The following is a 24,909-nucleotide window of genomic DNA, read 5'->3' as shown; positions in this document are numbered from 1 at the left end:
CTGCGAGACTTGGCGTCATGAGCATCAGTACGCCTGGCCCCTTTCACCCCGTCATACTCGACGATGTCCGAGGGGCACAGAAGATGCTCTCCGGGGTTGCCAGAGCCACCCCGATGGAGGGCAGCAGGCATCTGTCGCATCTGGTCGGTGCGCCGGTCCATTTCAAGTGCGAGAACCTCCAGCGGACGGGGTCCTTCAAGCTCCGCGGCGCCTACGTCCGGATCGCCGGTCTGACGCAGGTGGAGCGCGCGGCCGGTGTGGTCGCGGCCTCCGCGGGCAACCACGCGCAGGGTGTGGCGCTGGCGTCCTCGCTGCTCGGAGTGCACTCGACCGTCTTCATGCCGGCGGGGGCGCCGCTGCCGAAGGTCGCGGCGACCAGGGAGTACGGCGCGGATGTGCGGCTGGAGGGCCAGGTCATCGACGAGACCCTGGCCGCCGCGCAGGAGTACGCGCACGAAACGGGGGCGGTCTTCATCCACCCCTTCGACCACCCCGACATCATCGCCGGTCAGGGCACGGTCGGCCTGGAGATCCTGGAGCAGTGCCCGGAGGTGCGGACGATCGTCGTCGGTCTCGGCGGCGGCGGACTGGCGGCGGGCATCGCGGTGGCGGTGAAGGCCTTGCGGCCCGATGTGAGGCTGATCGGCGTGCAGGCGGAGGGGGCGGCCGCCTATCCGCCCTCGCTGAGGGCCGGGCATCCCGTCTCCATCGACGAGCCGACGACCATGGCCGACGGCATCAAGGTGGGCCGTCCCGGAGACGTCCCGTTCAAAATCATTGGCGATCTCGTGGACGACGTCCGTACGGTTTCCGAGGACGCGCTCTCCAGCGCGCTGCTGCTCTGCCTGGAGCGGGCGAAGCTCGTGGTCGAGCCCGCCGGGGCGAGCCCGGTGGCGGCGCTGCTGAGCGATCCCCGGTCGTTCAAGGGGCCTGTCGTCGCCCTTCTGTCCGGCGGAAATGTCGACCCTCTGCTGATGCAGCGCATCCTGCGGCACGGTATGGCGGCGGCGGGCCGGTATCTCTCGCTGCGGCTGCGCCTGACGGACCGGCCGGGGGCGCTGGCCGCTCTTCTGGGCTCGTTGTCAGTGGTCGACGTTAACGTCCTTGATGTGAGTCACGTACGGACCGATCCTCGGCTCGGGCTCACGGAGGCGGAGGTGGAGTTGCAGCTGGAGACGAAGGGCCCGGAGCACTGCGAGCAGGTGGCGACTACGCTCCGCGAGGCGGGTTACACGGTCATGGGCTGAGCCCCGGTCGGTTTCGTACGACCGGTTGTGCGGCCCGGGTCCGTCCGGTCCGGTTTCGTGGGGGCTGAGCACGGCCTGACAGGAGGCTGACACGCTCACGGAAGTCCGTGGGCCGTTCACGCGCGAACAGTCTTGAGTGTCGCGATGTATCGCGTTACCGTGATGCTCCTGACATGCTCCCGCCGGGCGCGGGCGATGTACACATCCAGACTTCAACCCACCCACCTGTACCTTGGGAGATCGTCATCCCCGCCCGCGAGGTGCTGCTCGGACTCGGCAAGGGAGAGGTCGCCGTCGTCGAGCACACCCGCAAGCTCACCGTCCCCGTCGCCGGCGGGGCCAAGCTGCTCGCCGAAGTCATCCGCGAACTGGACACCCGGGGCGTCGAGATCGACGACATCGGCCTGCGCCGCCCCACCCTCGACGACGTCTTCATCTCCCTGACCGGCCACGTGGCTGAGCTGGAGGCCGAGGTGAACGACGAGGCGCAGGAACCGGCGGGCGCCACCGGCGCCAAGGGCAGGAAGTCCCGGAAGGAGAGCGTGAAGTGACCGCCACAACAGAATCCGTGAAGGTCGCGGCCCCGAGGCCCCGCAGCGGGGTCGTCCAGTCCGTGAACGACTCGCTCGTCGTCGCCAAGCGCAATCTCATCCGTATGACGCGCATCCCGAATCCTGTTTATTTAACTCGACTAGGTTGCGCATCAGAAAAGGCCCGCCAACTACCTGGCGGGCCTTTTTCTTATTGGGCAGTTACTTGCATATGACCACATACTTGGTCTGCGCCGTCCATGTGGCCCTGCCTTTGTAGCTGGCATCTGCCCACGTGGCGAACATGCCGCACGGAGGCGTCTTGACAGTGGCCTTCAGTGTGCCGCCATTCGACTTCTTGCAGGTCGTCGCGATCTCCACATCGGGGGTCATCGGGTGGACAGCCAGGAGGCGCACGCAGAACACGGTGCCAACCGGAACCGGACCGTTGAGGTTCGCCTCTGCGACAAGCTTCCCTCCGCTTACGTAGGGAGGCTTGACCGTGCCGGAAGCCTGAGCGGCAGCCTGTGCCGTAAAGGCTGTGGCCATGGTCAGAGCTACAGCCGCGCCAGAAGTTAGGAGAGCCTTCATCTTCGTGTTCATCGTCACTCAGCTCCGTATGGATTGGGATTTATGGGCAAATTCTCGGATTCTCGACACTCCGCGGAACCCCGTAGGCGGCCAGTGTCGCCGGGAGCTAGATCATCTTTCGAACTCAGGACAGTCAACTGCATTAGTGCGGTAACACGCCACGGGTTATTGGCCCACCTTGGCTTGATGGCATCGATGGATATCTCTCGCAGTTGGTGGGCAGCCCATTCGGATGTGAAGGTTCCATTTCTGCCCCGCTCAGGGATGCGTGCAGCTTCCTGAACCGCAGAAGTGTCATGACGCAATGAGACCGGCACTGTTGCAGAAGGTGCTGGATTTGGGGGCGAAGTGAGTGACCAGCAGGGGAGCACCGGACGCGAACGATCACCGTTCGGTGAACGGCAGTTCAGTTGACCGAGGCCCAAGAGAGGCGGCTGGCGGCCCTGTTGTTCGGCCCAAACCCCAACGCGACCCGCAAAAATGAGATGGAGCACCCGGTATGGGCCTCGCTGCTGTGGTCCGTCCTGATCATCGTGGTCTTCCGGACGCTGTCGGTGCGCAAGTACCGCTCGGCGACCGCCTGACCTCCGCATGACACGACTCAGCTCACGGCGAAGGGCCGGACCGCGTCACGCACGTCACGCGGTCCGGCCCCTCGGTTGTCCGTCTCCGGTCGTCCCGTATCGGGCTCTACGGTCCGATGCTCAGCCGGTGTAAGGCTTGGCCTCGATGATCGTCACCGAGGCCTTGTTGCCGTTGGGCAGCTCGTACTCGGCGTCGTCGCCGACCTTCTTGCCGCTCACGCCCACCCCGAGCGGGGACTGCGGGGAGTACGTCTCGATGTCCGAGCTCGCGTACTCCCGCGATGCCATCAGGAAGGTCAGGGTGTCGTCGGGGTCGCCGTCGAAGGCGATCGTCACGACCATGCCGGGCTCGACGATGCCGTCGTCCGCCGGGGCCTCGCCGACCTTCGCGTTCTCCAGGAGCTGGGTCAGCTGGCGCACACGGAGCTCCTGCTTGCCCTGCTCCTCCTTGGCCGCGTGGTACCCGCCGTTCTCCCGCAGGTCGCCCTCCTCGCGCGCCGCCTCGATCTTCTTGGCGATCTCGGTGCGCGCGGGACCAGACAGGTACTCCAGCTCGGCCTTGAGCTGGTTGTACGCCTCCTGGGTGAGCCAGGTGACGTTCTCGCTGGTCTGGGTCACAGGTGCTCCTCGTAGGTACTGGGAATACAAAGCATCGCCCTACCCAGAAGGATGTGCCTCCATGGATGGGCGAAACCACGAGCCTAACAATTCCCCGGGCCAAGGGGGAGGACGAAAGCCATCAGAATTACATCAACGCAGGTCAGCGTCGAGACCCGCCGTCAGCGGGCGGTGCATTGCACCAGCTCGGCACTGGTTGCGCGCGCCGTCGTACGCACCTTGACGACCTCGTCGACGCGTTTCTCGCCCGGTTGGCCGATCCGGACGTCCAGCCGCGCCACCTCGGCCCCGTCCGCGGAACGGGAGCGCAGCGTGCAGGTGCCGGTGGCGTCCGCGTCCTTGCGCACCTCCAGGTGCACCTGCACCTCGGTGTCGGAGGTGACGCTGAATTTGATCACTTCGGCACTGATCTTCTGACCGGCGATGTAGTCATAACCGAACCAGCCGATCACGGAGAGCAGCAGCACACCCAGCCCCGCGCCCACGATCTTGAGCTTGCGGTCGGCCCGCTCGTTCGCGGAGCGGCCGTAACGGCCCTCCGGAAGCTGCTCGCGCACCGCGGCCATGCTGTTTCCTCTCAAGAACCGGCAGCCGGAATTTTCAGCCCCCCGATTCGGTCACTATAGAAGCCTCCCGCCCGTCACCCACCGCCGCACCACATGGACGACCCCGCGGGACGGCAGGGGTATATCGCGACGAATCATTGAGGATCGAGTCTTGACTGAGCAGCTGCGACTGATGGCCGTTCACGCCCACCCCGACGACGAGTCGAGCAAGGGCGCGGCCACGATGGCCAAGTATGTGTCCGAGGGGGTGGACGTGCTGGTCGTGACCTGCACGGGAGGCGAGCGTGGCTCCATCCTCAATCCCAAGCTCCAGGGGGACGCGTACATCGAGGAGAACATCCACGAAGTACGCAGGAAGGAGATGGACGAGGCGCGCGAGATCCTCGGCGTCGGCCAGGAATGGCTCGGCTTCGTCGACTCCGGCCTGCCGGAGGGCGACCCGCTGCCCCCGCTGCCCGAGGGCTGCTTCGCCCTGGAGGACGTCGAGGAGGCGGCCGGCCGGCTGGTCAGGTCCATCCGCACCTTCCGCCCGCAGGTCGTCACGACGTACGACGAGAACGGCGGATACCCCCACCCCGACCACATCATGACCCACAAGATCTCGATGGTGGCCTTCGACGGCGCGGGGGACGCGGAGAAGTTCCCCGAGCCGGAGTTCGGCCCGGTCTGGCAGCCGCGGAAGCTCTACTACAACCAGGGCTTCAACCGGCCGCGGACCGTAGCGCTGCACGAGGCGCTGCTGGAGCGCGGCATGGACTCCCCGTACGGCGAGTGGCTGGAGCGCTGGAAGGAGTTCGAGCGGGCCGAGCGCACGCTGACCACGTATGTTCCGTGTGCGGACTTCTTCGAGATCCGCGACAAGGCGCTGATCGCGCACGCGACACAGATCGACCCCGACGGCGGCTGGTTCCGCGTCCCGATGGACATCCAGCGGAAGGTCTGGCCGACCGAGGAGTACGAGCTGGCGAAGTCTCTCGTCGATACCTCCCTCCCCGAGGACGACCTCTTCGCGGGCATCCGCGAGAATGCCTGATATGAGCGCAAGCGCAAACCTCGCACTGACGCACCTCGTCCCTCTTGCCAAGGAGGTCGACAACAACAAGGTGACACCCGGCATCCTCGGCTTCATCGTCTTCGCGGCGCTGGCCGTGGGCGTATGGCTGCTGATGAAGTCGATGAACCGCCACATGGGCCGGGTCGACTTCGAGGAGGCCCCCGACCCGAAGGCGGAGGCGTCCCCGAAGGACGGCGGTACGCGGAGGCCGGGCCCGGCCTCCGCGTGATGCCACGGACGTGTGACCCGGCGGCCTCCGCGTAACGCGGCGGCGCGCGCAGTGGCCGTCGGACGATGCCCCCGGGCGCCGGACGGGCAGGATCTGAGCCCCCGGCGATCGAGGAGCGCCCGGGGCGGAACCTCTGCGGAAAGACCTCCGGTTGCGGAAAGACCTCCGGCGCGCCGGGCGGGCAGCGACCGAGCCGGTCGGCGACCAGGAAGCGAGCCTGTCCGGCGACCAGGAAGCGAGCCCGCCCGGTTCGACCCGAGGACCGAACCGGCCGCCGGGCTTCCCGGGCGTTACGCCGTCGCGGGCCCGGCCGCCGGGCCGCCCCGGCGTTACGCCGTCGCGGGCAGGGGGACGCCCATCACCTCCCGCGCATGCCGGTTCGGCACCATCCCCAGCGTCCAGGCCTGCCAGCCGTCCTCCAGACGCACGCCCCGCTCCAGCATCACCGCCAGCGCCTCCGCGCAGTCCTCCAGCTTGCCGTCGCGCGACGGGTGCGACTTCTCCATCAGCCGGACCAGCTCCTCCTGCGCCACCACCGTGCCGACCTCGATGCCGCCCGCGGACGCGTACGGCAGCATCGTGCAGCGCAGGAAGCGCGCCCAGTCCCCGCCCCGCTCGTCCTCGTACGACGCGAAGAGCAGCACCGCCTCGTCGCACAGCGCCAACGCCTGCGCCACGCGGTTGTTCCCCGCGTCGATCAGCGCCAGCTCCAGACACGTCCAGGCCTCGCCATGGGCCACCCCGATGCGGTGGAAGTCCGCGCGGGCATCGACCAGAAGCTGACGGGCAAAGCCCGAATTGCGGAGGTTGCCGGTCTGCGCGGCGCGCTGGTCCCGGGTGACACGGCCCGAGTGATGGCGGGCGCACGCCAGACCGTAGACGTCACGCATACGCGAGAACATCGTCCGGGCCCGCTCCAGCTCCCGTACCGCCTGGTCGCGGTCGCCGCTCTCCTCCAGCGCCTGGCCCAGGTAGTACAGCGTCCACGCCTCGCCGCGCGCGTCCTCGTTGTCACGATGGCGCGCCAGCGCCTGACGCAGCTGATCCACCGCCGGAGCCGGATCGCCGTCCACGAGACGCCCCCGGGCCAGCTGGGTCAGCGCCCAGGCCGCACCGCGGACGTCGCCGGTCCGGCCGTAGAGATCGAGCGCCGTCCCCAGCTCCGACTCGGCGCGCGGGATGTCGCCCATCCGCAGGCACACCTGGCCCAGCTGGAAGTGCGACCACGCCTCACCGTGCAGTGACTCGCCCTCCCGGTGCAGCTCCAGCGCCGCCGCCAGCAGCGTCAGCGCCTCCGACAGATTCGCCCGGTCACGCTCCACCGCCGCCAGCGCGTGCAGCGACCACGCCCGGTCCTCCGACTGCTCGTCCGAGGACTGCAGATCGATCGCCTCGTGCAGTTTCGCGGCGGCCTCGCTCAGATTGCCCTGGTGATGCAGCGTGATACCGAGCGAGCAGAGCGCGAGCGCCGTGCCCGAGTCGTTCTGCGCCTCGCGGTAGAGACCGACGACGGACGACAGCGTCGTACGGGCCGTGTCGAGCTCGCCGAGCTGCCTTGCCGCGATGCCGGTGCGCCAGCGCACGGACCGCTCCAGCAACCCCTGGTCCACGGCCTGTGACAGTTCGCTGATCTCGCCCAGCCGATAGAGATCGCCGCGCAGCAGGCAGTAGTCGCACAGCGCGCCGAGCAGATTCAGCACGGTCTGCTGGTTCACGCCCTCCGCGTGCCGCAGCGCCGAGGTGATGAAGCTCGACTCGTCGTCCAGCCAGCGCAGGGCCGCGTCCAGCGAAGGGAAGCCGTGCGCACCGAACTGGCCCGCCCGCGTGGACATCTTGCCGTCCACCATCCGGATCACGGCCCCCGCCAGATCCGCGTAGTTCTGGATCAGCCGCTCCTGCGCGGCCGTACGCTCCGCCGCCTCCTCCTCGTCAAGGAGCCGGTCCCGCGCGAAGGAGCGAACGACATCGTGCAGCCGGTAGCGACCGGCCCGCACATGGTCGATCAGACCCGCCGACGCCAGGCCCGTCAGCAGCCGCTGCGACTCCTGCTCGTCCGTGGCGAGCAGCGCCGCCGCCGCGGCCGTGCCCAGCGACGCCCGCCCGGCCAGCGCGAGCCGGCGCAGCAGCCGACGCGCCTGCTCGGGCTGGTCGGTGTAGCGCAGCCACAGGGCCCGATCCACCGCGTCCACCGGGCCGTACGCCCGCAGATCCGCCGCCAGCTGATCCGCGGTCCGCGGGCCGAGGGCGGAACCGGCGATACGCAGCGCCAGCGGCAGCCCGCCGCACAACTCCCGCACAGCATCGACGGACTGGGCGTCGTACGGACCGGACGGCGGCTCCTCGGCTGCGGCCCGGAGCAACTCCTCAGCGCCAGCCGCGTCCAGCGCCCGCACCGGCAGCTGATGCACCCACGCCGGAATGTCGTCCGGCAGCTCCAGCGGCCCGCGCGCGGTCACCAGCACCAGGCTGTCCGAACGCTCCGGCAGCAGCGTGCGCACCTGCTCCGGATCGCTCGCGTCGTCCAGCACCACCGTCACCGGCAGCCCCGTCAGATGCTGGTGGTACAGCTCGCTCAGCCGCCGCACCTGCTGCTCGGCGGACGACCGCTCACTTCGGGAGCCCGAGCCGGACCCCCGGAACAGCAACTGCTCCCGCGGCGCCCCCAGCCGGTTCAGCAGATGCAGCAGCGCGTCCCGCGTGGACAGCGGACGGTCGCCCTCTCCCTGCAGATCGACGACACACGCGCCCCGGAACTGGTCCTTGAGATGGTGCGAGGCCCGCACCGCCAGCGTCGTACGCCCCGAGCCCGCCGAGCCGTACAGCACCACGACCGTCGGCTTCGTCTCCGTCGACGCGCGCGCCGCATGCACCCACTGCGAGATCTGCGCCATCTCCTCGCGACGGCCCGCGAACGGCCCGTCCGGTTCCGGCAGATGACCGAAGGACTGCTCCAGCACCGACCGCCTGCGCGCCGCCGCGCTGCGGTCCGACCCCCGCAGCTGCGGCGCCACGGCCGGCTTCTTCGTCGCGGTGCGGGTGGTGGACGCCAGCATCCGCTGCTGGTCCAGGAAGGGGCGGATGCCCCGTACTTCCAGCGCCGTCAGCCACTGCAGCCGCAACTGCTCCGCCCCGCCCGGCTGCGCGAGCGCGCCCGCCCGGCGGTGCGCGGCCGGCCAGTGCGAGGCCGTCACCTTGGCGACGGTCGTCGCGGCCCCGGCGACGGCGACCACGGCCCCGGCACCGAGCGCGGTGCCCGTGGCGGTGCCCAGGGCCACGTCAGCCCCGATGGCAGCGGCGGTGGCAACGGCCGTCACCAGCACGGGAGTTGATATGTTCCCTCGGCTGAACTGCGAAGACAGGGGCTCCTGCCCGGCCTCCGCCTCGGCCAGCGCCTGTTCGTACGCGGCGTATTCCTCTCCCGCGACCGCCGCCATGCTGTCGAGGGCGGCCCGGGCCCGTGCCAACAGCACACCCGAGTCCGACCGCCCGCCCGTACGCCGTGCCTCTTCCTCGACGGCGCGTACCAACAGCCGCTCGGCTTCAGCCCGATGGCTGTCCCGCATGTGCGTCCCCCTCCGAGAGCTCCGGCTTCCGTCCCGGTACCGGCTTCCGTTCCGCCTCCGTACCGGTTTCGGTTCCGATTCCGGTTCCGTTCCGGCTACAAGTGTCCTGTCTGGGGCGTCTCGGCGCGAGGGACTCTGCCGATCAACCTCCCATCACTTCCCGTCCGGGCCCGTCGCGGAGCGCGAAGGTCCCGCCCGAGGTGGTCTGTCGGACGGGACCGTCGACGTGTGCCCTGTTCGCCGGAGTGAGAACTCCTCAGAAGCGGGCGTGCCCTGTCGTGATGTCAGCCGAGGGCGCGCAGGTTGTTCCAGCTGCGCTCCCCGACGAGATAAGGGGTGCCGTGGCCGGTGCGTGTGCCGGGGTAGACGTAGAGAGCTCCATCGCTGAAGACTGCCCAGAGGTCAGGAACGCCGTCGCCGTTCACATCGGGGGTGCCTCGGAGCATGGGGACTTTGGCGGACGCCCAGCCGTTGGTTCCGTAGACCGTGTCCTTGCCCCCGTCCGACGCGGAGGCCGAGGCGAGCGAGCCGAGATCGACGCCGCCGGTGGAGGCCCGCTTGCCGTGGCGGAGCAGGAGTCCCTGGCCGGTGTCTTCGGTGCGGAAGAGCAGATCGGCGATGCCGTCGCCGGTGATGTCCTCGACGTTGACGATGTCGCGCGCGCTCCAGTCCCCCTTGCTGAGCAGGCGGGCCTGGGCGAACGTGGCTCCCGTGTAGCCGGTGAAGGCCCACAGCTGGTCACCGGCGAGGCCGAAGGCGTCGGGGAGTTTGTCACCCGTGATGTCGCGGGTGGTGACGAGCTGGGTCAGTGCGGCGGGGTCGGGGGAGCCTTCCGGGAGCTGCACTTCGAGGCGCTTTTCGATGTCGAAGCTGCCGTAGCCGTCGCCCGGGTAGGTGTACAGCTTGCCGTCCGGCATTCTGGCCAGCAGGTCGGTGAGGCCGTCACCGGGGTACCAGTCGGTGATGTGACTGATGAGGGCCGGGGTTTTGTCGGAGCCGGTCCAGTAGCCGCTGGGCAGCGGCTTGCCGTTGTCGTGTGCGCCCGACGTATGGATGTGCACGTCGCCGATGCTGTCGCCGGGGTAGGTGCTGAGGCTGCCTGCGGCGTCGATGGCGAGCAGGTCGGGGTAGGTGTCTCCGGTGACATCGCCCGCGGCGTCGCCGGTATCGCGCGGGGAGACGTAGTGGAGGTACTTGGCGGGTGTGGGAGACATGTTGCCCGAGACGTCGACGGCCTTGACGTAGAGCACGTTCGGTCCGGCGAAGGGCGGTTTGAGCGAGACCGTGGCGGATGCGCCGGCACGGACGGCGACGCTCTTGTCGTAGCTCCCGTTGTTGAAGGAGTACACGTACTTGACCGTGTCGGCGGACGTACCGGCACCGAAGGTGAAGTTACCGGCGGTGCCGAACTTGGACCTGCTCCAGGTGCTTCCGGTTCCGTCGTCCTCGGGGAAGTCCGTGGAGGTCACCTGCGGGGAATTGGGGGCCGTGTCGTCGTAGACGAAACCGCAGTTCATGGCGAAGGGGTATGCGGATGCTGCTCCTGTGGAGTCGATGGCGCGAACCCGCCAGAAGTATTGCTTGCCATTGGTGAAGCGGGTGTTCGGCAGGGGGAGGGTGACGCTCGCCCTGCCGGTTGAGTCGACGGTCCTGTTGCCGTCGAACATCTTGTTCTCGGCTTTGCCGGACTCCCACACCTCGAAGTCAAGTGCCTTGAGGTCGCCGTCGTCGTCCCTGCTGGCGGCGCTGAAGGTCAGGTTGCTCTTGCCGACGGAGGTGTACGGCGGAAACGAGTCGCAGTCAGGGCCGGGCGTCATGGTGAGTCCGGACGGCGGCTCGGGCTTGCGGTTGTAGGTGATGAGGATTTTCGGGGCTGCCTCACCTTCGGCCTTGAACTTCTTCCACGAGTGGGCGGAGTCGGAGGTGTGGTCTTCCTTGTCGGTGGGGACCTTCAGTCCGATCGTGAGGCTGGTCCAGCCGTCGTCGGCGGCCTTCTTCGCGATGGCGTCGGCTTCATAGGTGACATAGGCGTCGGGGCAGGAAGAACTGTATCCGTGGGCGAAGTCCAGGCTGCCGATTCTGGTCCTGAAGGCGGCCTTGTTGTTCCAGGTGGTGCGGGATGTGATGCCGTCGGTCTGCCAGAGCTCCATCTGCCGGCCCGAGCAGGACCAGGAATAGGTCTCCAGGAGCCGGACCTTCGCGTCGGTGACGGTGGCGCCCCGAAGGGAACTGGTCCAGCCGAGACGGAAGTACGAGCGCGACAGCCCCCAGGTGTCCGACTCGTAGCCGACGCGGGCCTCTGTGGTACCGGAGTTGTAGTTGGCGCCGTCGTAGAAGCTTGAGTCCGGGTGCTTCTCGTAGACGGTGGTCCAGCTCTTCGTCTTGCCGGTGAGAGGGGGGTCGATGAAGGCCGGAAAGACCGTGTCCTTGCCGGTCAGGAACGGATGATCGGGGGTGATGGTCAGGACGGCCGACCGTGTGCCCTGGCCGTCGAGGCTCGCTTCGCCGGCGACGGCGTGGGACCCCGGCAGGGGGCTTCCCAGCGCCGGCAGGCCGAAGATGTTCCCCGGGGAGGAACCGGCCCGGGCTACGAGGGCGGAGGTCACCGTTCGCCCTTGTGCGCTCGTCACCGTTGTGTGGGCGGAGCGGTGTGACGACCTGTCGCCGCGCGGACTCTCCTCGGGGCCGGGCGAAGCGGGGCTTGAGGACGGCGATGCCGTGGAAGGCGAGGCTTGCGGTGAGGACGGGCGCGCCGGGCTGGGAGCAGGGGCGGGGGTGTCCTCGCCGTCGCCGGGGGGATTGTCGGTCGCGGGCGCACCGGGCTCCTCGGAGTAGGAGGGCTGTGGGGCCGGCGGGGGCTCGGGAGGCTGGGGGTCCTCCCCGCGGGTGGTGTCGGGTGTGCCGGCGGAGTCCCACATGAACGGGGTGGGGGAGACGGCGATCTCCTTGCCTCCGGCGTCCTTGCCCGTCACCACGCGGGTCACCGGATCAAGATGGAAGGTCAGGTCCGGCGAGCTCAACCGGTACGGCAGCGAGGTGAGGCGTGGGTCTGCGGCGGCTTTCTCGTCGTGGACGATCAGGACGTGACCGAAGCCGCTGTCCCGCGCGGTCAGCATGAGGTCCACGCCCTCGAATACGCCCTCGTAGAGGGCGCTTGCACCGTTGATCACCGGGCGGGGAAGCACTCCGGGCCATTCGACGTTCACCTCGTGGCCCGCGCTGGTGAAGGTGACCAGGTGGCTGTACTGGAGGGGTCCTGTCGCGGCCGGTGCGCCGACGCTGTGCGAGACGCGGTACAGGGCGTGGGACGCCCGGTGCCCCGGTTCCGGGGCGGTGGTGCCGGCCCTGCCGCTGCCCGGGGAGAAGACCACGGGGTCCACCGCGGCGTTGGGTGCCCAGCCCCTGTCGGTGCGTGTGAGCGTCGTGTCGATCGGCTTCCACTCGGTGCCCACCTTGGCGCGGACGGGTGCGGCGTGAGCGGTGAGCTGGAAGCTTCCGTTGGGCAGGGCGTGGGTCGTGGAGGTGGCGCTGCGCAGCGCGGTGACCTCCACACGCCGACCTGTCCTGCGGGCCTGGTCCTGGGCGGCATCCTCGTCCAGCGGACCTGCCGTTCCGGCGGGCTTCGGCGTCGGCGCGGTGTCCGGCTCGTCCCACACCGGGGTCAGCAGGGTCACGCCGAGGGCAGCCGCGATGAGCGCGGCCACTCCAGCCGCGTACCTCCGGGGCGGCAGGGCCCGCATGAGACGACGACGTTCCACGATGTTGGGTTCTCCTCACTGAACGGCAGCCGCCGGACCGCTCTGGCACATGCCGTGACGTTCTTGTCGAGCCCCGGGGGACCTTGCTCGCCGCTCGCCGGACCTGACCGGAGACACACCGCGGCAGGGAGGGGGGCCGGGCAGAAGCATGACGGATCGTTCACAGGCCCTCCACGTTCATGGTCGTTCCGTGAACCGCCGTTTGACGTGAGCATGGCGGATCTGGATCGATCAGTCCTCGGCGCGTGAGGACGCGTCGGGGGGTGCGGCTCGATCTGACCCGGGAGGCAAGATCATGATGAAATCCCTCAAATCGGTACGCCGGAACGGCTATTTGGGGATGTGATGTTCGTCGATGCCTCTTCCTTCCGCTGTTGAACCTTCGATGCGTCAAAGGCCGGATTTCCTCGGTATCCGGTACTTCGGTGCAACCATCACCAATTACGGTGTGAGGCAAAACACCCGTCTGATCGTGAATTTGACGAGTTGTGAATTCATGGCTAAACATTCGCCGCGTCAGATCGCTTCAGACTCAAGGCAGTTGTGTTCGATGTCTGAGGCCCTATTAGCTCTGGAGGGCTTCGGTCATCGTGTGGGGTTCGCTTTCGTGGAGCGGCCGGGGACGACTTCCCGGAACAAGGGCGGCACGGCGCAGGCGCGCACGGCTGCGGGCCGGGGTTCTCCTCGCAGTGGTCATGGCGCTGGCCGTGGGCATGCTGCCCGCGGCGACCGCGCTGCCGCTGCCCGGTGACCGTGCCGGGGTGGACCTCGTCGCTCTGCCCAAACCGTCCGCCGCGACCGGGAAGGACGGTGGAGCACTCGCCGACACCACGACGTCCGAGGTGCCGCCTGTCCCGGAGTACGAACCGAGCAAGACCACCGTTCCCGCGGGTTCGGGTCTGAAGACCCCTCTCACCGAGACGGTGGCCGACCTGGCGCCGGGCGAGACAGTGCCGGTCAAGACGCTGCCCATCGAAATCGGGGCGCCGAAGAGTGCCACACCCGAACAGGCCACCGCGCTCGAAGGTGACTGGCGGGTCGCACTCGCCCACCAGTCGGAACTGGCCGAGGCCGACATCGAGGGCATGGCGTTCACCGTGACCCCGCCCTCCTCGGCCACCGGCGACGCCGTCATCGCTCTGAACTACACCGAGTTCGCCGAGCTGTACGGGGCCAACTGGGCGGACCGGCTCCAGCTCATGCGCTTCCCCGCCTGTTTTCTGACCAGCCCCGACACCGAGGGCTGCTCGGAGCCGACCGAAGTCGACACCCAGAACATCGTCGTGCCGAAAGACGGAGACACGACCGGTGACGGCGTCCTGGACGGCACCCGGCGCATCAACGCCACGGTCGGCATCGCGGAGCTGACCGACACCCCCGCCACCCGTTCTGCCGGCGCGTCGACCGCACCGGCCCGCGACACCCCCACGACGGCAAGCAGGGCCGCCTTCCGTTCCCCGACGGAGGGGAACCCCGGTCAGGTGGCAGCCGTCGCCGGGGCGAACCAGTCTGTGTTCGTCGCGACCTCCTCGGGCGGCGGCGCCAAGGGAGATTTCTCCGCGACGCCCCTGCCGAGCGCCGGTTCCTGGTCGGCCGGCACCAGTTCGGGCGGGTTCTCCTACACCTATGCGATGCAGGCCCCCAACGTTCCGGGCGGTCCCACACCGAGCCTCGCACTCAACTACAACTCCCAGGGTGTCGACGGCCGGACCTCGGCCACCAACAACCAGGCGTCCTGGATCGGTGACGGCTGGGAGTACAACCCCGGCTCCATCACCCGTACCTACCGCGCCTGCCGGGACGACGTGACCGGTGGCAACAACACCAAGCGCAAGACCGCCGACCTGTGCTGGGGCTCCTACAACGCCACACTGACGCTCGGCGGCACCACCACCGAGCTGGTCCTGCCCGACGGCGCCACCGCCGAGTCCGACAAGTGGGTCACCGCCAACGGCGACGGCTCACGCGTCGAGCTGCTCACGGACACGACGCTCGGCAACGGCGACGCCGACGGTGAGTACTGGCGGGTCACCACCCGCGACGGTACCCAGTACTACTTCGGCCGCCACAAGCTGCCCCACTGGAGCGACAACGGCGCCGAAGCCGACGACCCGGTGACCAACTCCGTCCTCTCCGTCCCCGTCTCCGGCAACCAGCCCGACGAGCCGTGCTACAACGAGGCCTTCGCGAAGTCCTTCTGCAAGCAGGCCTGGCGCTGGAACCTCGACTACGTCGTCGACGCCAGTGGCAGCGCCATGTCCCTGTGGTGGCAGAAGGAGACCAACTACTTCGCGCAGAACCTGAAGTTCAAGAAGCCCGTTCCATACGATCGCGGCGGCTACCTGTCCCGTATCGACTACGGACAGCGCGACTCGACCCTCTTCAGCGCCGCCCCGCTGGCGAGAGTCTCCTTCGCCACCGACGAGCGCTGCTATGTCGAGGACGGCATCGCCTGCACGGACGCCAACTTCACCTCCGGCGACTCCTCCAAGAACCGCATCTGGTACGATACCCCCGCCGACCTCAACTGCTCCGGCGCGAGCGGCAAGGAGTGCTACGTCCCCCTGCCGACCTTCTGGTCGCGCAAGCGCCTGGCGAAGGTCACCACCTCAACGCAGCGCACCAAGGGCTCGGCGACCCTGTCGGCGGTCGACACGTGGGCACTCCAGCAGTCCCTTCCGGCGGAGCGGACGGACGAAGGCACCGCGCTGTGGCTTGAGTCCATCACCCGCACCGGCTTCGACCCCTCGGGTGAGGGGACAGCCCTGCGCCCGGTGACCTTCGTCGCCAACACGGAGTCCATGCCCAACCGGGTCAAGGAGGGTGCGAAGGACCCGAACCCGACCTTCGACCGGCTGCGCATCCAGCGTGTCGTCAACGAATACGGCGGTGAGACGGTCGTCGACTACGCCAAGCCCGTGGGGCACTGCAAGAGCGGCAGCGGCTTTCCCGACCCGGAGGACAACAAGGGCCTGTGCTTCCCGGCCTACTGGCATCCGGACCCGGACAAGGCCGACGAGAGCATCGACTGGTTCAACAAGTACGTCGTCGACCACATCGAGGAACTTCCCGCGATCGTGGGCGTGGAACCCGTCCTGACCTCGTACGAGTACGAGGGGGGCGGTGCCTGGGCGCTGAACCAGGCGGAGTTCTCCAAGAAGAAGACACGAACCTACGACCAGTGGCGTGGGTTCGGCCTGGTCCGCACCGTCACCGGAGCCGACTCCTCCCACGAGTACACCGGCAGCAAGCGGTCCATGAGCGAGACCCGCTACTTCCGTGGAATGGACGGCGATCCCCTGCCCGGCGGGGGCACACGTGCCGTCACCGTCAAGGACGCCGCAGGCGCCGCGATCGCCGACGACAAGGACGCCTTCCAGGGCCGCGTCGCCGAAACCCTCACCTATGACGCCTACGGCGGAAACCTTGTCACCCGATCCGTCGACTACCCGGCGGCCGTCGAACTCGCCTCCCGCAAGCGCGGGGGCGGCATCCCGGCCCTGAAGGCGTACAGGGTGCTCGAGGACCGCAGCACCACGGTGACCCGCGCCTCGGGAACCGCCACCGGAGACCACCGCACCTGGCGGACCACCAAGGTCGACACCACGTACGAAGACACCTACGGACTGCCCATCGAGGTCGAGACGCTGGGGGACACGGAGCGGACGGGGGACGAGTCCTGCACGGTCATGTCCTACGCCCACAACCTCAAGAAGCACCTCATCGGTCTGGACAAGGAAACGCTGACCACGGCCGGTACCTGCGCGGCGACCGCTACCGCCGAGGACTGGATATCCGGCGCCCGCGTCGCCTACGACGGCGGCGGCTTCGGAGATGTCCCGGCTGTCGGGCTGGCCACGAGCACCTGGAACGTCAGCGGACGCGGCGGCAGCTGGATGAGCAGCGGCTCACTGACGTATGACGACTACGGGCGGCCCACGTCCACCACCGACCCGGCAGGCAACGGGCAGATCACCACCTACATCCCGCCGACGGGACAGGTCTACTCGATCGCGACGAAGAACGCGCTCGGACACACCACGACCGCCGACATCGAGCCGGGCCGTGGCACCACGCTCAAGGAGACCGACGCCAACGGCCGGACCTCCGCCTACGCCTACGACGCGCTGGGCCGCACCACCGCCGGCTGGGGCACCAACCGGCCCACGACCGAAACCCCCTCGGTCAAGATGGCCTACCACATCACCCCCGGCGCGCCGGTGTCCGTCGTCACCTCCACGCTCAAGGACAACGGCAGCTTCGCCGACTCGGTCGTCTTCTACGACGGTCTGGGCCGGGAGCGGCAGCGCCAGGAGTCGGCGGTCGGCAAGGGCCGCCTGATCACCGACACCTTCTACGGCGCCAACGGCACCATCAGCCGGAGCAACAACGCGTACTACGCGACCGGGGTACCGCAGACGGACGAGATGTACGACGTCCTCGACTACTCGGTCCCGAACGCCACCCTCTACAAGTACGACGGCCTCGGCCGCCTCCTCGCCGAAACCCCCTACGAGGCCGGCACTGCCAAGCCGGAAAAGGCGACCCGGCACCTGTACGGCTTCGACCACTCCACGGTCGTCGAACCGACCGGCGCCGCGTCCCAGCGGAGCTGGAGCGACGCACTCGGCCGCACGGTGCGCGTCGACACCTTCACCGACGCCGCCCACGAGGCCAAGCCCCGCTCGACGACGTACGAGTTCAACGCACGCGGCGACCGGAGCAAGGCCCAGGACTCGCAGGGAAACACCTGGTCCTGGACGTACGACGCCCGCGGTCGCCAGACGTCGGCAACGGACCCCGACACCGGTACCTCGACCACCGGCTATGACGCGCTCGACCGTCCGGTGACCACCACCGACGCGCGGGACGTGACGGTCTGGACCAAATACGACGAGCTCTCGCGCCCCGTCGAACAGCACCTCAGCGCCATCGACGGTGCTCTGCTGACCGCCAACACGTACGACTCCGTCACCGGCGGACGCGGCCTGCCCGCCACCGCCACCCGGTACACCGACAAGCTGCCCTACACGATGGAAGTGACGGGCTACACGCCCGAGTACCAGCCCACCGGCAAGAAGCTCAGCCTGCCGCAGTCGATCGCCCAGTCCTTCGGCCTGCGGGAGAGCTACAGCTACGCCTACGAGTACACCAGGACCGGGCTGCTCAAGTCCGCCTCCCTACCGGCCGCCGGCTCGCTCTCCGGCGAAAAGGTCATCACCCGGTACAACGAGGACGGCCTGCCGGTCTCCACCTCCGGCCTGGACTGGTACACCGCCGAGACCAAGTACAGCGTCTACGGCGAAGTCCTGCGCTCCGTCACCGGCCAGCACCCGAACCGGGTATGGACCACCAACCTGTTCGACGAATCCGGTGGTGAGCTCAACGAGTCCATCGTCGACCGCGAGTCGACCACCGACACCACCACCGTGACCGGAAACCGGGTCAATGCCCGCAAATACGCCTACGACCCGGCAGGCAACGTCACCGCGATCGCGGACACCTCGGGCGGCGCGACCGACCGGCAGTGCTTCAGCTACGACATCCTCGGTCAGCTGACCGAGGCATGGACCGCGCCGAGTTCCTGCATCGCGGCCGGAAAGAACAAGGCCCAGCCGACGTACGACGACGGCACGACCAATGTCGAGGCAGCGAACGACGGCTACTGGAAGTCCTACACCTACGACGCCGTCGGCAACCGCACCGAACTCGTCGACCACAACACGGCGCTGGACGCCACGAAGAACGCCAGAACCACCTACACGTACGGCGACGGCGGCCGCCAACCGCACACCCTCACCGGCATGACCTCCACACGGAAGACGGAGGCGGGCGCCCAGGTCACCAAGGCGTCCACACGCACCTACGACAAGTCCGGCAACACCCTCACCCGGGTCGACGGCGGCGACCAGCAGACACTGACCTGGACCTGGGACGGCAAGGTCGAAACGATCACAGGCTTCGGTGACCAGGGCGCGGGAGCCTGGACGGGCCCGGGCGGCAGGTGCCTCGACCTCTCCGCCGGTTCCACCGCCGTGGGTACCCCGCTCCAGCTGTACTCCTGCAACAGTTCCAAGGCACAGAAGCTCCGTATCGAAGGCGCCACCGCGACCGATTCCTCCCAGGGCGCGCTGAAGATCCTCGGCCGGTGCGTGATGCCCAAGGCCGGTGCCGGCGCGGACGGCACTGCCGTCGTGATCGCCGCCTGCACCGGTGCCGCAGACCAGCGGTGGACCGCCGTGTCCGAGAAGCACCGGCTCAAGCACATCGCCTCCGGCAAGTGCCTGACGGTCCCCGGATCGAACCCTGCCGACGGCACCGACCTGCAACTGCTCCCCTGCGATGGCGACAGCACGGGGCAGTCGTGGGCGCCCGCCGACGAGACCCGTTACATCTACGGTCCGAGCGGGGAGCGGCTCCTCGCTGTGACGGGCTCCGAGCAGACGCTCTACCTCGGCGACTCGACGGTCACCACCACGGCCACCGGCTCACTCTCCTCCACCGAGCGGTACTACCCGCAGCCGGGCGCGCCGACGGTGATGCGCCACGCCTACGGCACCAGCGCCTCGGTCCTGTCCGCGCAGATCGCCGACCAGAACGGCACCGCCTACATCGACGTGAACCTCGCCGCCGGGAACGCGGTCAGGTTCAACAAGACCGATCCGTTCGGAGTGAAACGCGCCGAGGATCCGGGGCTGCGCTCGCACCGCGGATACATCGGAGGCGACGATGACGCGGCGAGCGGACTCGTACATCTCGGTGCCCGCGAATACGACCCGTTCACAGGCCGTTTCCTCTCGGCGGACCCGGCCCTGGACCTGGCCGATCCGATCCAGATGAACGGATACGTCTACTGCGAGAACAACCCGGTCACCTTCTCCGACCCGACCGGCATGGCGTCGGAGTCCTCGGGCGGCGGTGGCTACGGCGGCCCGTCCAAGAGCGAGGAAGCCTGGGCGAACAAGCAGCTCAACACCAGCCTCTCGGACATCATTCTGAGTGTCGGCTGGGCGGTGCTGAAGGAATTCGTCGGCTGGAACTCCGTCGTCTCCTGCTTCTCCCGCGGCGACCTGTGGGCCTGCGGCGGCCTGATCGCGGAAGCCATACCGTGGTACAAGCTCAGCAAGATCCCCGCCATTCTCAGGGCGGTGAACCGGATCGCCGGCGCGATCAGCGCCTGGATCAAGGCCAAGGAACAGGCCAAGAAGATCATCGCGCTGGCCAAGGCCGCCAGGGAACTGGCACGCAAGGCGGCGGCAGCGAAGAAGGCCGCGGCGGCGAAGGCGGCCCAGCTGAGGAAGAAGGCGCTGGCAGCCGCGACGAGGCAGGTCAAGAAGGGCGCGGCCAAGACCGGCAACAGAATCCAGAAGACACAGAAGGCCGCCGCCAAGGCCAAGGAATCGGTCAAGACCGGCTACCAGAAGGTCAAGGCGAAGACCACCGGCAAGAGTGACTGCGGGTGCGAGTGCAACAGCTTCGTCCCGGGCACCCGGGTTCTGATGGCCGACGGCTCGTCCAAGCCGATCGAAGACGTCGAGAACGGCGACAAGGTCCTGGCCACGGACCCGGAACAGGACGAGTCCAGCACCGAGACCGTCACCGCCGAGATCGCCGGCCAGGGAACGAAGCACCTGGTCAAGGTCACCATCGACACGGACGGGGACAAGGGCACGGCGACCGCCACGGTGACGGCGACGGACGGGCACCCGTTCTGGGTCCCCGCACTGGGCAAGTGGATCGATGCCACCGACCTCACGTCCGGCGACTGGCTCCAGACGGGGGCGGGGACGCGTGTCCAGATCACGGCGATCCGACGCTGGACCACGCACAAGGCGGCAGTTCACAACCTCACTGTCAGTAACCACCACACGTACTATGTGGTGGCGGGGGCCACGCCGGTCCTGGTTCACAACTGTGGTGGATCGCAACCCGGACACTCCGATCTTTGCAGGTGCGACCCGGAGAAGCCCCGCAGCGAGGTTGTCCTGGACGCCGACTCGTTCGAACAGGCCAGAAACCAGGCCCTGGCCACCGTGGGGCCCATCGACACCGGTTCGTGGCAGCGTCGGCAGGGGACGATGGAGTCCGCGGTCGACACCTTCGGTAGGGATACCGGGTTCACCGCGACCAGCGGTGGGGAATACAGGTCGTTCCGCCTGGATACCGACGACAGAATCGGCCCGCACATCAATGTGATGACGGGTAAGGGTGCGTCGGTTCGAAAATGGGCGATAAGGTTCCCTGGCGGGAGCATTTCGACGTGGTTGAGGCGGAACGTATGACCGACGGTAGTTCTTATGGGAGTCATCCGGAATACCTTCCGGACTTCATGAATGACCCCCGTGACGATGACGGCCGGCAGGTGATGAAGCTGGATCTCGCCGAGAACCGCGCACTGGCGGCAGCGACGCTGAGCAGATTTCCGGCTGCTACCGGCGACGTGATCGACTTCGAGTCCACTCCGTTCGAAGACCGCCTCTGGTGGGACGATGAGGAGCACTGGACGAGGATGGCGGCGGAGCTGCTCTCCTCGTACGTACAGCGGGGTGAGCGGATCGCCGTCATCTGGGGCAACTATCTGATGCCGGCCGTGACCATGCCTGCGGATGTTGCGGTGCGACATGCGCGGGACATCCTGGACGCCGGGCCGCACTTCTGGATCCACCCGCTTGGCGGTTCGGTGCTCATCGAATGCCTAATGGATGGACAAGTGACGGTCGTGACGATTCCGTCAAGCTAAGTACAGAACCAGCGAGAACGCCCCGCCGAGGAATCGGCGGGGCGTTCTCGCTGGTCTCCAATCGCTGTTCGCAGCCAGGCGGCCAAGCGGCAAGATTCGGAATTGCCTGAGCAGGTAACGCGGAGCCGAATGCGGTCCGAGAATTGCGATCGGGAACCAAGCTGAGAGACCTCGTGACGCCCCTTCCTGCGCAACCTGAAGAGGGGGCGTTACGGGTTTGACGGCAACGTCAGCGGACGACGGCTGCGGCGGGTGGGTCGTTGAGGTCGTCGCCGGTGGGGCTAAGGGCGTTGCCGAGGGTATCGATGGCTTGGCGCTGGAGGCGGAGTCGGACGTGGGCGTAGACGCTTGCGGTGACGCCGATGTGGGCCCGGACGCAACTACGCAGGACTTTCCAGCCGCGGCACGGCCCGCGGACCCGGCCCACAAGCTCGAGCGGGCCATGGAAACGTATCGAAGAACTGGAAGAGGCATCCCCGGAACTGGGGTTCGCGACAGGCGGTCAGCCGCGCTGGACAGGCTGCGCGGCGTCAAGCCGGTCGTCCTCCTCGTCCTCCTCGTCCGGCTTGTCGAGGGCATCGAGGTCGTCGTAGGCCGGTGCGGGCAGCCGCGCGCCTCGGCTCACCGCGATCCGGTGCACGTTGCCAAGAGCTTCGGTCAACTGGACTGTCAGCAAGTGAAGTTCTCCCGGCGTCCAGGCGCGGCTCTCAAGAACTTGCTGGGCTTCGTCGATGAGCTCACCGGCCAGGCCGAGCTGAGCTGCCTCCATGTTGTCGGCAAGGCGTGACAGGAATCCGGCCCCGTCGCCCGCGAGGTAGCACGGCTTTCCCTCAGGTCCCGTCCATGGCAACAGGCGCACAGTATCCGTCAGGCTCACGCCGTCACCCCTGCCCTGTCTGTAGCGACGGACGAGTGGTCGGCGCTAGGGCGTGTGTGGAGTTGTGATCAATGCTGTGATCCGAGGTGTCGGATCCAGAGGAGGCCGGCGCATAATTCGAGTCCGGCCTGGTAGCTTTCAGGCTTTTTGTCGTAGCGGACGGCAAGGCCGCGCCAGTCCTTGATCTTGTTGATGGTGCGTTCGACGCTGTTGCGGAGCTTGTACAGCTGCTTGTCCCAGGTGACGGGCCGTCCGCCGCGTGAGCCGCGGTTCTTGCGATGGGCGGCCTGATCCTTCTTCTCGGGGATGACCGCCTTGATCCCACGCTTGCGCAGGTGGGAACGGTTCTTGCGGGACGAGTACGCCTTGTCGCCCGCGACCGCGTCGGGCCGGGTACGGGGCCGGCCGGCCGGGCCGGGGACGCGGATCTTGTTCAGGACGGGGATGAACTGCGGACTGTCTCCCGCCTGCCCTGCGGTGATCTTGAGTGACAGGGGCAAGCATTGCGGCACACAGGAAAGGTGCGTCTTGGTGGTCAGTCCACCGCGGGAACGCCCCAGGTCAGCAGCGGCGAGCCGGGCCCTGCGGCGACGCCTCACGCGTCGTCGTTCTTCCCGCTCCGGGTCCAGTTGCCCGTCTTGTTCCTCGCTGGTGCCCCTTTTTCCGCGGCGGCCTTCTCCACCGCGTCCAGGGTCTCGGGCTTCATGATCATCCCTGCGGCGTCATGATGGGCCCGGGCTGTGGTCGAGTCCACGCTGACCAGCGACAAGTCCACCAGGCCCCGCTTCGCCGCCTCGGCGATCGCGCCCTGGAACACCGCGGTGAACACCCCGGCATCCCGCCACTGCCGAAACCGGCCGTAAACGGTGGCCCAATGCCCGAATCGTTCGGGCAACTCCCGCCATTTCGCGCCGTTCCTGAACCGCCACACGACACCCTCGAAGTGTGCCCGCAGGTTCTCCGGGTACGGCCCGTACTCACCGACCGGCAGAAACGGAGAGATGAACTCCCACTCGGCATCCGAAAGTTGAGGTCGAGACACCCCACCGTTCTACTCCAAGGGCCCCGACCCTCCCAAGCCGGGGGACCCACGAGATCACAACTCCACACACGCCCTAGGGCGGCGGCTCGGAGTCGGCCTGGAAATCCGCACCGACAGCTCGAAGAAGTGGGCCATACAGTGCGGCATGTTGACGATCCAATCGGCGTTGGCCACGCCCCGGACCGTTCGCCCGGTCCGGGGGTACTGACTGCACGTCAGCCTGCCGACCGGCAACGCAAGGCAGTTGCACCGGACGGTGCAACTGCCTTGCGTTGCCGTGTGTTAGATCCCGACCCACTCCGCGTACTGCGCCAGCGAGCTGCTCCGGGCCCGTTCGCGCCGCTTGAGCGCCAGCACGGTCTCCCGTACGGTCGGGTGGTAGCGCGTTTGCTGCGGCGCGGTCCGCCGGGCCCGTTGCAGGCAGTCCAGAGCCTGCTCCGAGTGGCCTGTCCAGGCGTGGGCGCGGCCGAGGTCCATCCAGTGGTGTCCGGCCCTCGAACGGGTCCAGCCGCGCGGAATCCGTACATCCTCGGCGAGTTCGATGGCAAGGCCGAACTCGTCCATCTCCGAGGCGATGGCCACCGCATGGACCCCGACGTTCACCGGCCCCCAGGTAACGCCGAAGTCGGGCAGCTCACCGGTCCTCCGGGCGATCACGCGAGCCTCTGCCAGCCGGGCATCCGAATGCTCCCGGTCCTTCATCCGCCCCGCGATCAACCCAACCCGCAGATGCATCACACCACGCATAGCCTCGATGCCCGCCGGGCGGCGGGCGTCCTGGCCGTCGAGATCCCGTAGCGCCCGGTCGATCACCCGTACACCGATGTCGTACCGGCCGGACGACATAGTCGTCTGCGCGCGGAGGTAGGCGTGCATGGCAGCCAGGCCCGGCTCATCGGCGCGCGGTGCGGTCCACGCCAACCGGTCCAGCGCGACCGTGGCGAGGTCGATGTAGCCGAAGTTCCACGCCACGGTGAACACGCACCGGAAGGCTCCCGCCAGGCATTCGTATGCCTGCCGCTGTTCCTCCCCCGTGGTGGTGTGAACGGCCTGTACCGACTCGTCGATCAAGGCGGGAAGGTCGCGCACCATGTCCGTGTACTGAGCCTGGCGGCGCTGCACGAGGGCCCGCTGGACCTCGGCGCGGATGAGCGCAACCGGACGGGGTGTCGTCTCCCAGTCCAGGGCGACATCCCAGTTCTCCAGACCCTCACGGATCGGCTGGATCAGAGCGTCCATGCGGTCGCGCCGCAACTCTTCCGCGTACGGCTGCCCCAGCAGATCGGAGGTGGAGACACCCAGCGCGCGGGCGCAGGCAGCGACGAGAGCCGGGGAAGTAGGTTTCTGCCCGCATTCAGCCTTCGACAACAGTGACTTGGAGACATTGGCGCGCATCGCCAGCCCCTGCTGCGTCAGGCCCCGCTGCTTACGGATGCGGGCGATCCGAGCGCCGGTGTGCTCCTCAGTGCTCTGCGGCACGATGAACTCCGTTCTGCGGCAACACTCAGAC

The 24,909-nt window shown here is 68.0% G+C and carries 13 protein-coding genes and 3 pseudogenes; 8 read left to right on the top strand and 8 right to left on the bottom strand.

The window, feature by feature from the left end; all coding sequences use genetic code 11:
- Nucleotides 1-17: 17 nt before the first annotated feature.
- From ilvA to OG293_RS12560, 3 genes and pseudogenes are all read left to right on the top strand, one after another.
- Complete coding sequence (gene ilvA, locus OG293_RS12570) at nt 18-1,247, top strand: threonine ammonia-lyase (RefSeq protein ID WP_405998888.1); 1,230 nt, start codon at nt 18-20, stop codon at nt 1,245-1,247.
- 173 nt (nt 1,248-1,420) lie between these two features.
- Nucleotides 1,421-1,798 (top strand): hypothetical protein, encoded by a 378-nt coding sequence (locus tag OG293_RS12565; protein WP_405998887.1) that lies wholly within the window; start codon nt 1,421-1,423, stop codon nt 1,796-1,798.
- Nucleotides 1,795-1,926, top strand: a pseudogene (locus OG293_RS12560) (ABC transporter permease); the annotation flags it as partial. The gene OG293_RS12565 and the pseudogene OG293_RS12560, both read left to right, overlap by 4 nt.
- A 73-nt stretch (nt 1,927-1,999) precedes the next feature.
- On the opposite strand, the gene OG293_RS12555 reads toward OG293_RS12560, so the two are convergent.
- Nucleotides 2,000-2,380: a hypothetical protein gene (locus OG293_RS12555; protein ID WP_405998886.1), complete on the bottom strand. Its 381-nt coding sequence runs from the start codon at nt 2,378-2,380 to the stop codon at nt 2,000-2,002.
- Nucleotides 2,381-2,814: 434 nt separating this feature from the next.
- On the opposite strand from OG293_RS12555, the pseudogene OG293_RS12550 reads away from it, so the two are divergent.
- A pseudogene (locus tag OG293_RS12550) lies at nt 2,815-2,952 on the top strand (ABC transporter permease); the annotation flags it as partial.
- Nucleotides 2,953-3,072: 120 nt separating this feature from the next.
- Here the strand turns inward: OG293_RS12550 and greA are convergent.
- Nucleotides 3,073-3,570, bottom strand: a complete 498-nt coding sequence (gene greA / locus OG293_RS12545; RefSeq protein WP_405998885.1) for a transcription elongation factor GreA — start codon at nt 3,568-3,570, stop codon at nt 3,073-3,075.
- A 161-nt stretch (nt 3,571-3,731) separates the two neighbouring features.
- Nucleotides 3,732-4,136, bottom strand: coding sequence for a DUF4307 domain-containing protein (locus OG293_RS12540; RefSeq protein WP_405998884.1), 405 nt, complete (start codon nt 4,134-4,136; stop codon nt 3,732-3,734).
- Between the two features lie 151 nt (nt 4,137-4,287).
- On the opposite strand from OG293_RS12540, the gene mca reads away from it, so the two are divergent.
- Nucleotides 4,288-5,169 (top strand): mycothiol conjugate amidase Mca, encoded by an 882-nt coding sequence (mca, locus tag OG293_RS12535; RefSeq protein ID WP_405998883.1) that lies wholly within the window; start codon nt 4,288-4,290, stop codon nt 5,167-5,169.
- Nucleotides 5,162-5,419 (top strand): hypothetical protein, encoded by a 258-nt coding sequence (locus tag OG293_RS12530; protein WP_405998882.1) that lies wholly within the window; start codon nt 5,162-5,164, stop codon nt 5,417-5,419. The genes mca and OG293_RS12530 overlap by 8 nt, the downstream gene beginning before the upstream one ends.
- A gap of 329 nt (nt 5,420-5,748) precedes the next feature.
- Here the strand turns inward: OG293_RS12530 and OG293_RS12525 are convergent, their stop codons facing one another.
- Nucleotides 5,749-8,982 (bottom strand): tetratricopeptide repeat protein, encoded by a 3,234-nt coding sequence (locus OG293_RS12525; protein WP_405998881.1) that lies wholly within the window; start codon nt 8,980-8,982, stop codon nt 5,749-5,751.
- A 284-nt stretch (nt 8,983-9,266) separates the two neighbouring features.
- Nucleotides 9,267-12,740: a hypothetical protein gene (locus OG293_RS12520; RefSeq protein WP_405998880.1), complete on the bottom strand. Its 3,474-nt coding sequence runs from the start codon at nt 12,738-12,740 to the stop codon at nt 9,267-9,269.
- Nucleotides 12,741-13,435: 695 nt separating this feature from the next.
- Between OG293_RS12520 and OG293_RS12515 the strand changes: the two genes are divergently transcribed.
- Together OG293_RS12515 and OG293_RS12510 are read left to right on the top strand one after the other, a co-directional pair.
- The gene (locus tag OG293_RS12515) at nt 13,436-21,022 is read left to right on the top strand and encodes a ricin-type beta-trefoil lectin domain protein (RefSeq protein WP_405998879.1); all 7,587 of its coding nucleotides are present in this window, start codon (nt 13,436-13,438) and stop codon (nt 21,020-21,022) included.
- Complete coding sequence (locus OG293_RS12510) at nt 21,019-21,480, top strand: hypothetical protein (protein ID WP_234460750.1); 462 nt, start codon at nt 21,019-21,021, stop codon at nt 21,478-21,480. Before OG293_RS12515 ends, OG293_RS12510 begins: the two co-directional genes overlap by 4 nt.
- Nucleotides 21,481-21,982: 502 nt before the next feature.
- Here the strand turns inward: OG293_RS12510 and OG293_RS12505 are convergent.
- From OG293_RS12505 to OG293_RS12495, 3 genes and pseudogenes are all read right to left on the bottom strand, one after another.
- Nucleotides 21,983-22,357 (bottom strand): hypothetical protein, encoded by a 375-nt coding sequence (locus OG293_RS12505; RefSeq protein ID WP_405998878.1) that lies wholly within the window; start codon nt 22,355-22,357, stop codon nt 21,983-21,985.
- A gap of 68 nt (nt 22,358-22,425) precedes the next feature.
- Nucleotides 22,426-23,399: pseudogene (locus OG293_RS12500) on the bottom strand (IS5 family transposase).
- A gap of 282 nt (nt 23,400-23,681) precedes the next feature.
- Complete coding sequence (locus OG293_RS12495; RefSeq protein WP_405998877.1) at nt 23,682-24,878, bottom strand: helix-turn-helix domain-containing protein; 1,197 nt, start codon at nt 24,876-24,878, stop codon at nt 23,682-23,684.
- Nucleotides 24,879-24,909 lie beyond the last annotated feature (31 nt).

The organism is Streptomyces sp. NBC_00829, assembly GCF_045161795.1.
Classification (GTDB): Bacteria; Actinomycetota; Actinomycetes; order Streptomycetales; family Streptomycetaceae; genus Streptomyces.
Note: the sequence above shows the minus strand (reverse complement) of the source record. Positions and strands in the feature narration are given on the sequence as shown.

What these genes read in the sequence shown, in the direction of transcription:
- ilvA (WP_405998888.1), top strand. Translation starts at nt 18, where the DNA reads ATGAGCATCAGTACGCCTGGCCCCTTTCACCCCGTCATACTCGACGAT.
- OG293_RS12565 (WP_405998887.1), top strand. Translation starts at nt 1,421, where the DNA reads ATGCTCCCGCCGGGCGCGGGCGATGTACACATCCAGACTTCAACCCAC.
- OG293_RS12555 (WP_405998886.1), bottom strand. Translation starts at nt 2,380, where the DNA reads ATGAACACGAAGATGAAGGCTCTCCTAACTTCTGGCGCGGCTGTAGCT.
- OG293_RS12540 (WP_405998884.1), bottom strand. Translation starts at nt 4,136, where the DNA reads ATGGCCGCGGTGCGCGAGCAGCTTCCGGAGGGCCGTTACGGCCGCTCC.
- OG293_RS12530 (WP_405998882.1), top strand. Translation starts at nt 5,162, where the DNA reads ATGCCTGATATGAGCGCAAGCGCAAACCTCGCACTGACGCACCTCGTC.
- OG293_RS12525 (WP_405998881.1), bottom strand. Translation starts at nt 8,982, where the DNA reads ATGCGGGACAGCCATCGGGCTGAAGCCGAGCGGCTGTTGGTACGCGCC.
- OG293_RS12515 (WP_405998879.1), top strand. Translation starts at nt 13,436, where the DNA reads ATGGCGCTGGCCGTGGGCATGCTGCCCGCGGCGACCGCGCTGCCGCTG.
- OG293_RS12510 (WP_234460750.1), top strand. Translation starts at nt 21,019, where the DNA reads ATGACCGACGGTAGTTCTTATGGGAGTCATCCGGAATACCTTCCGGAC.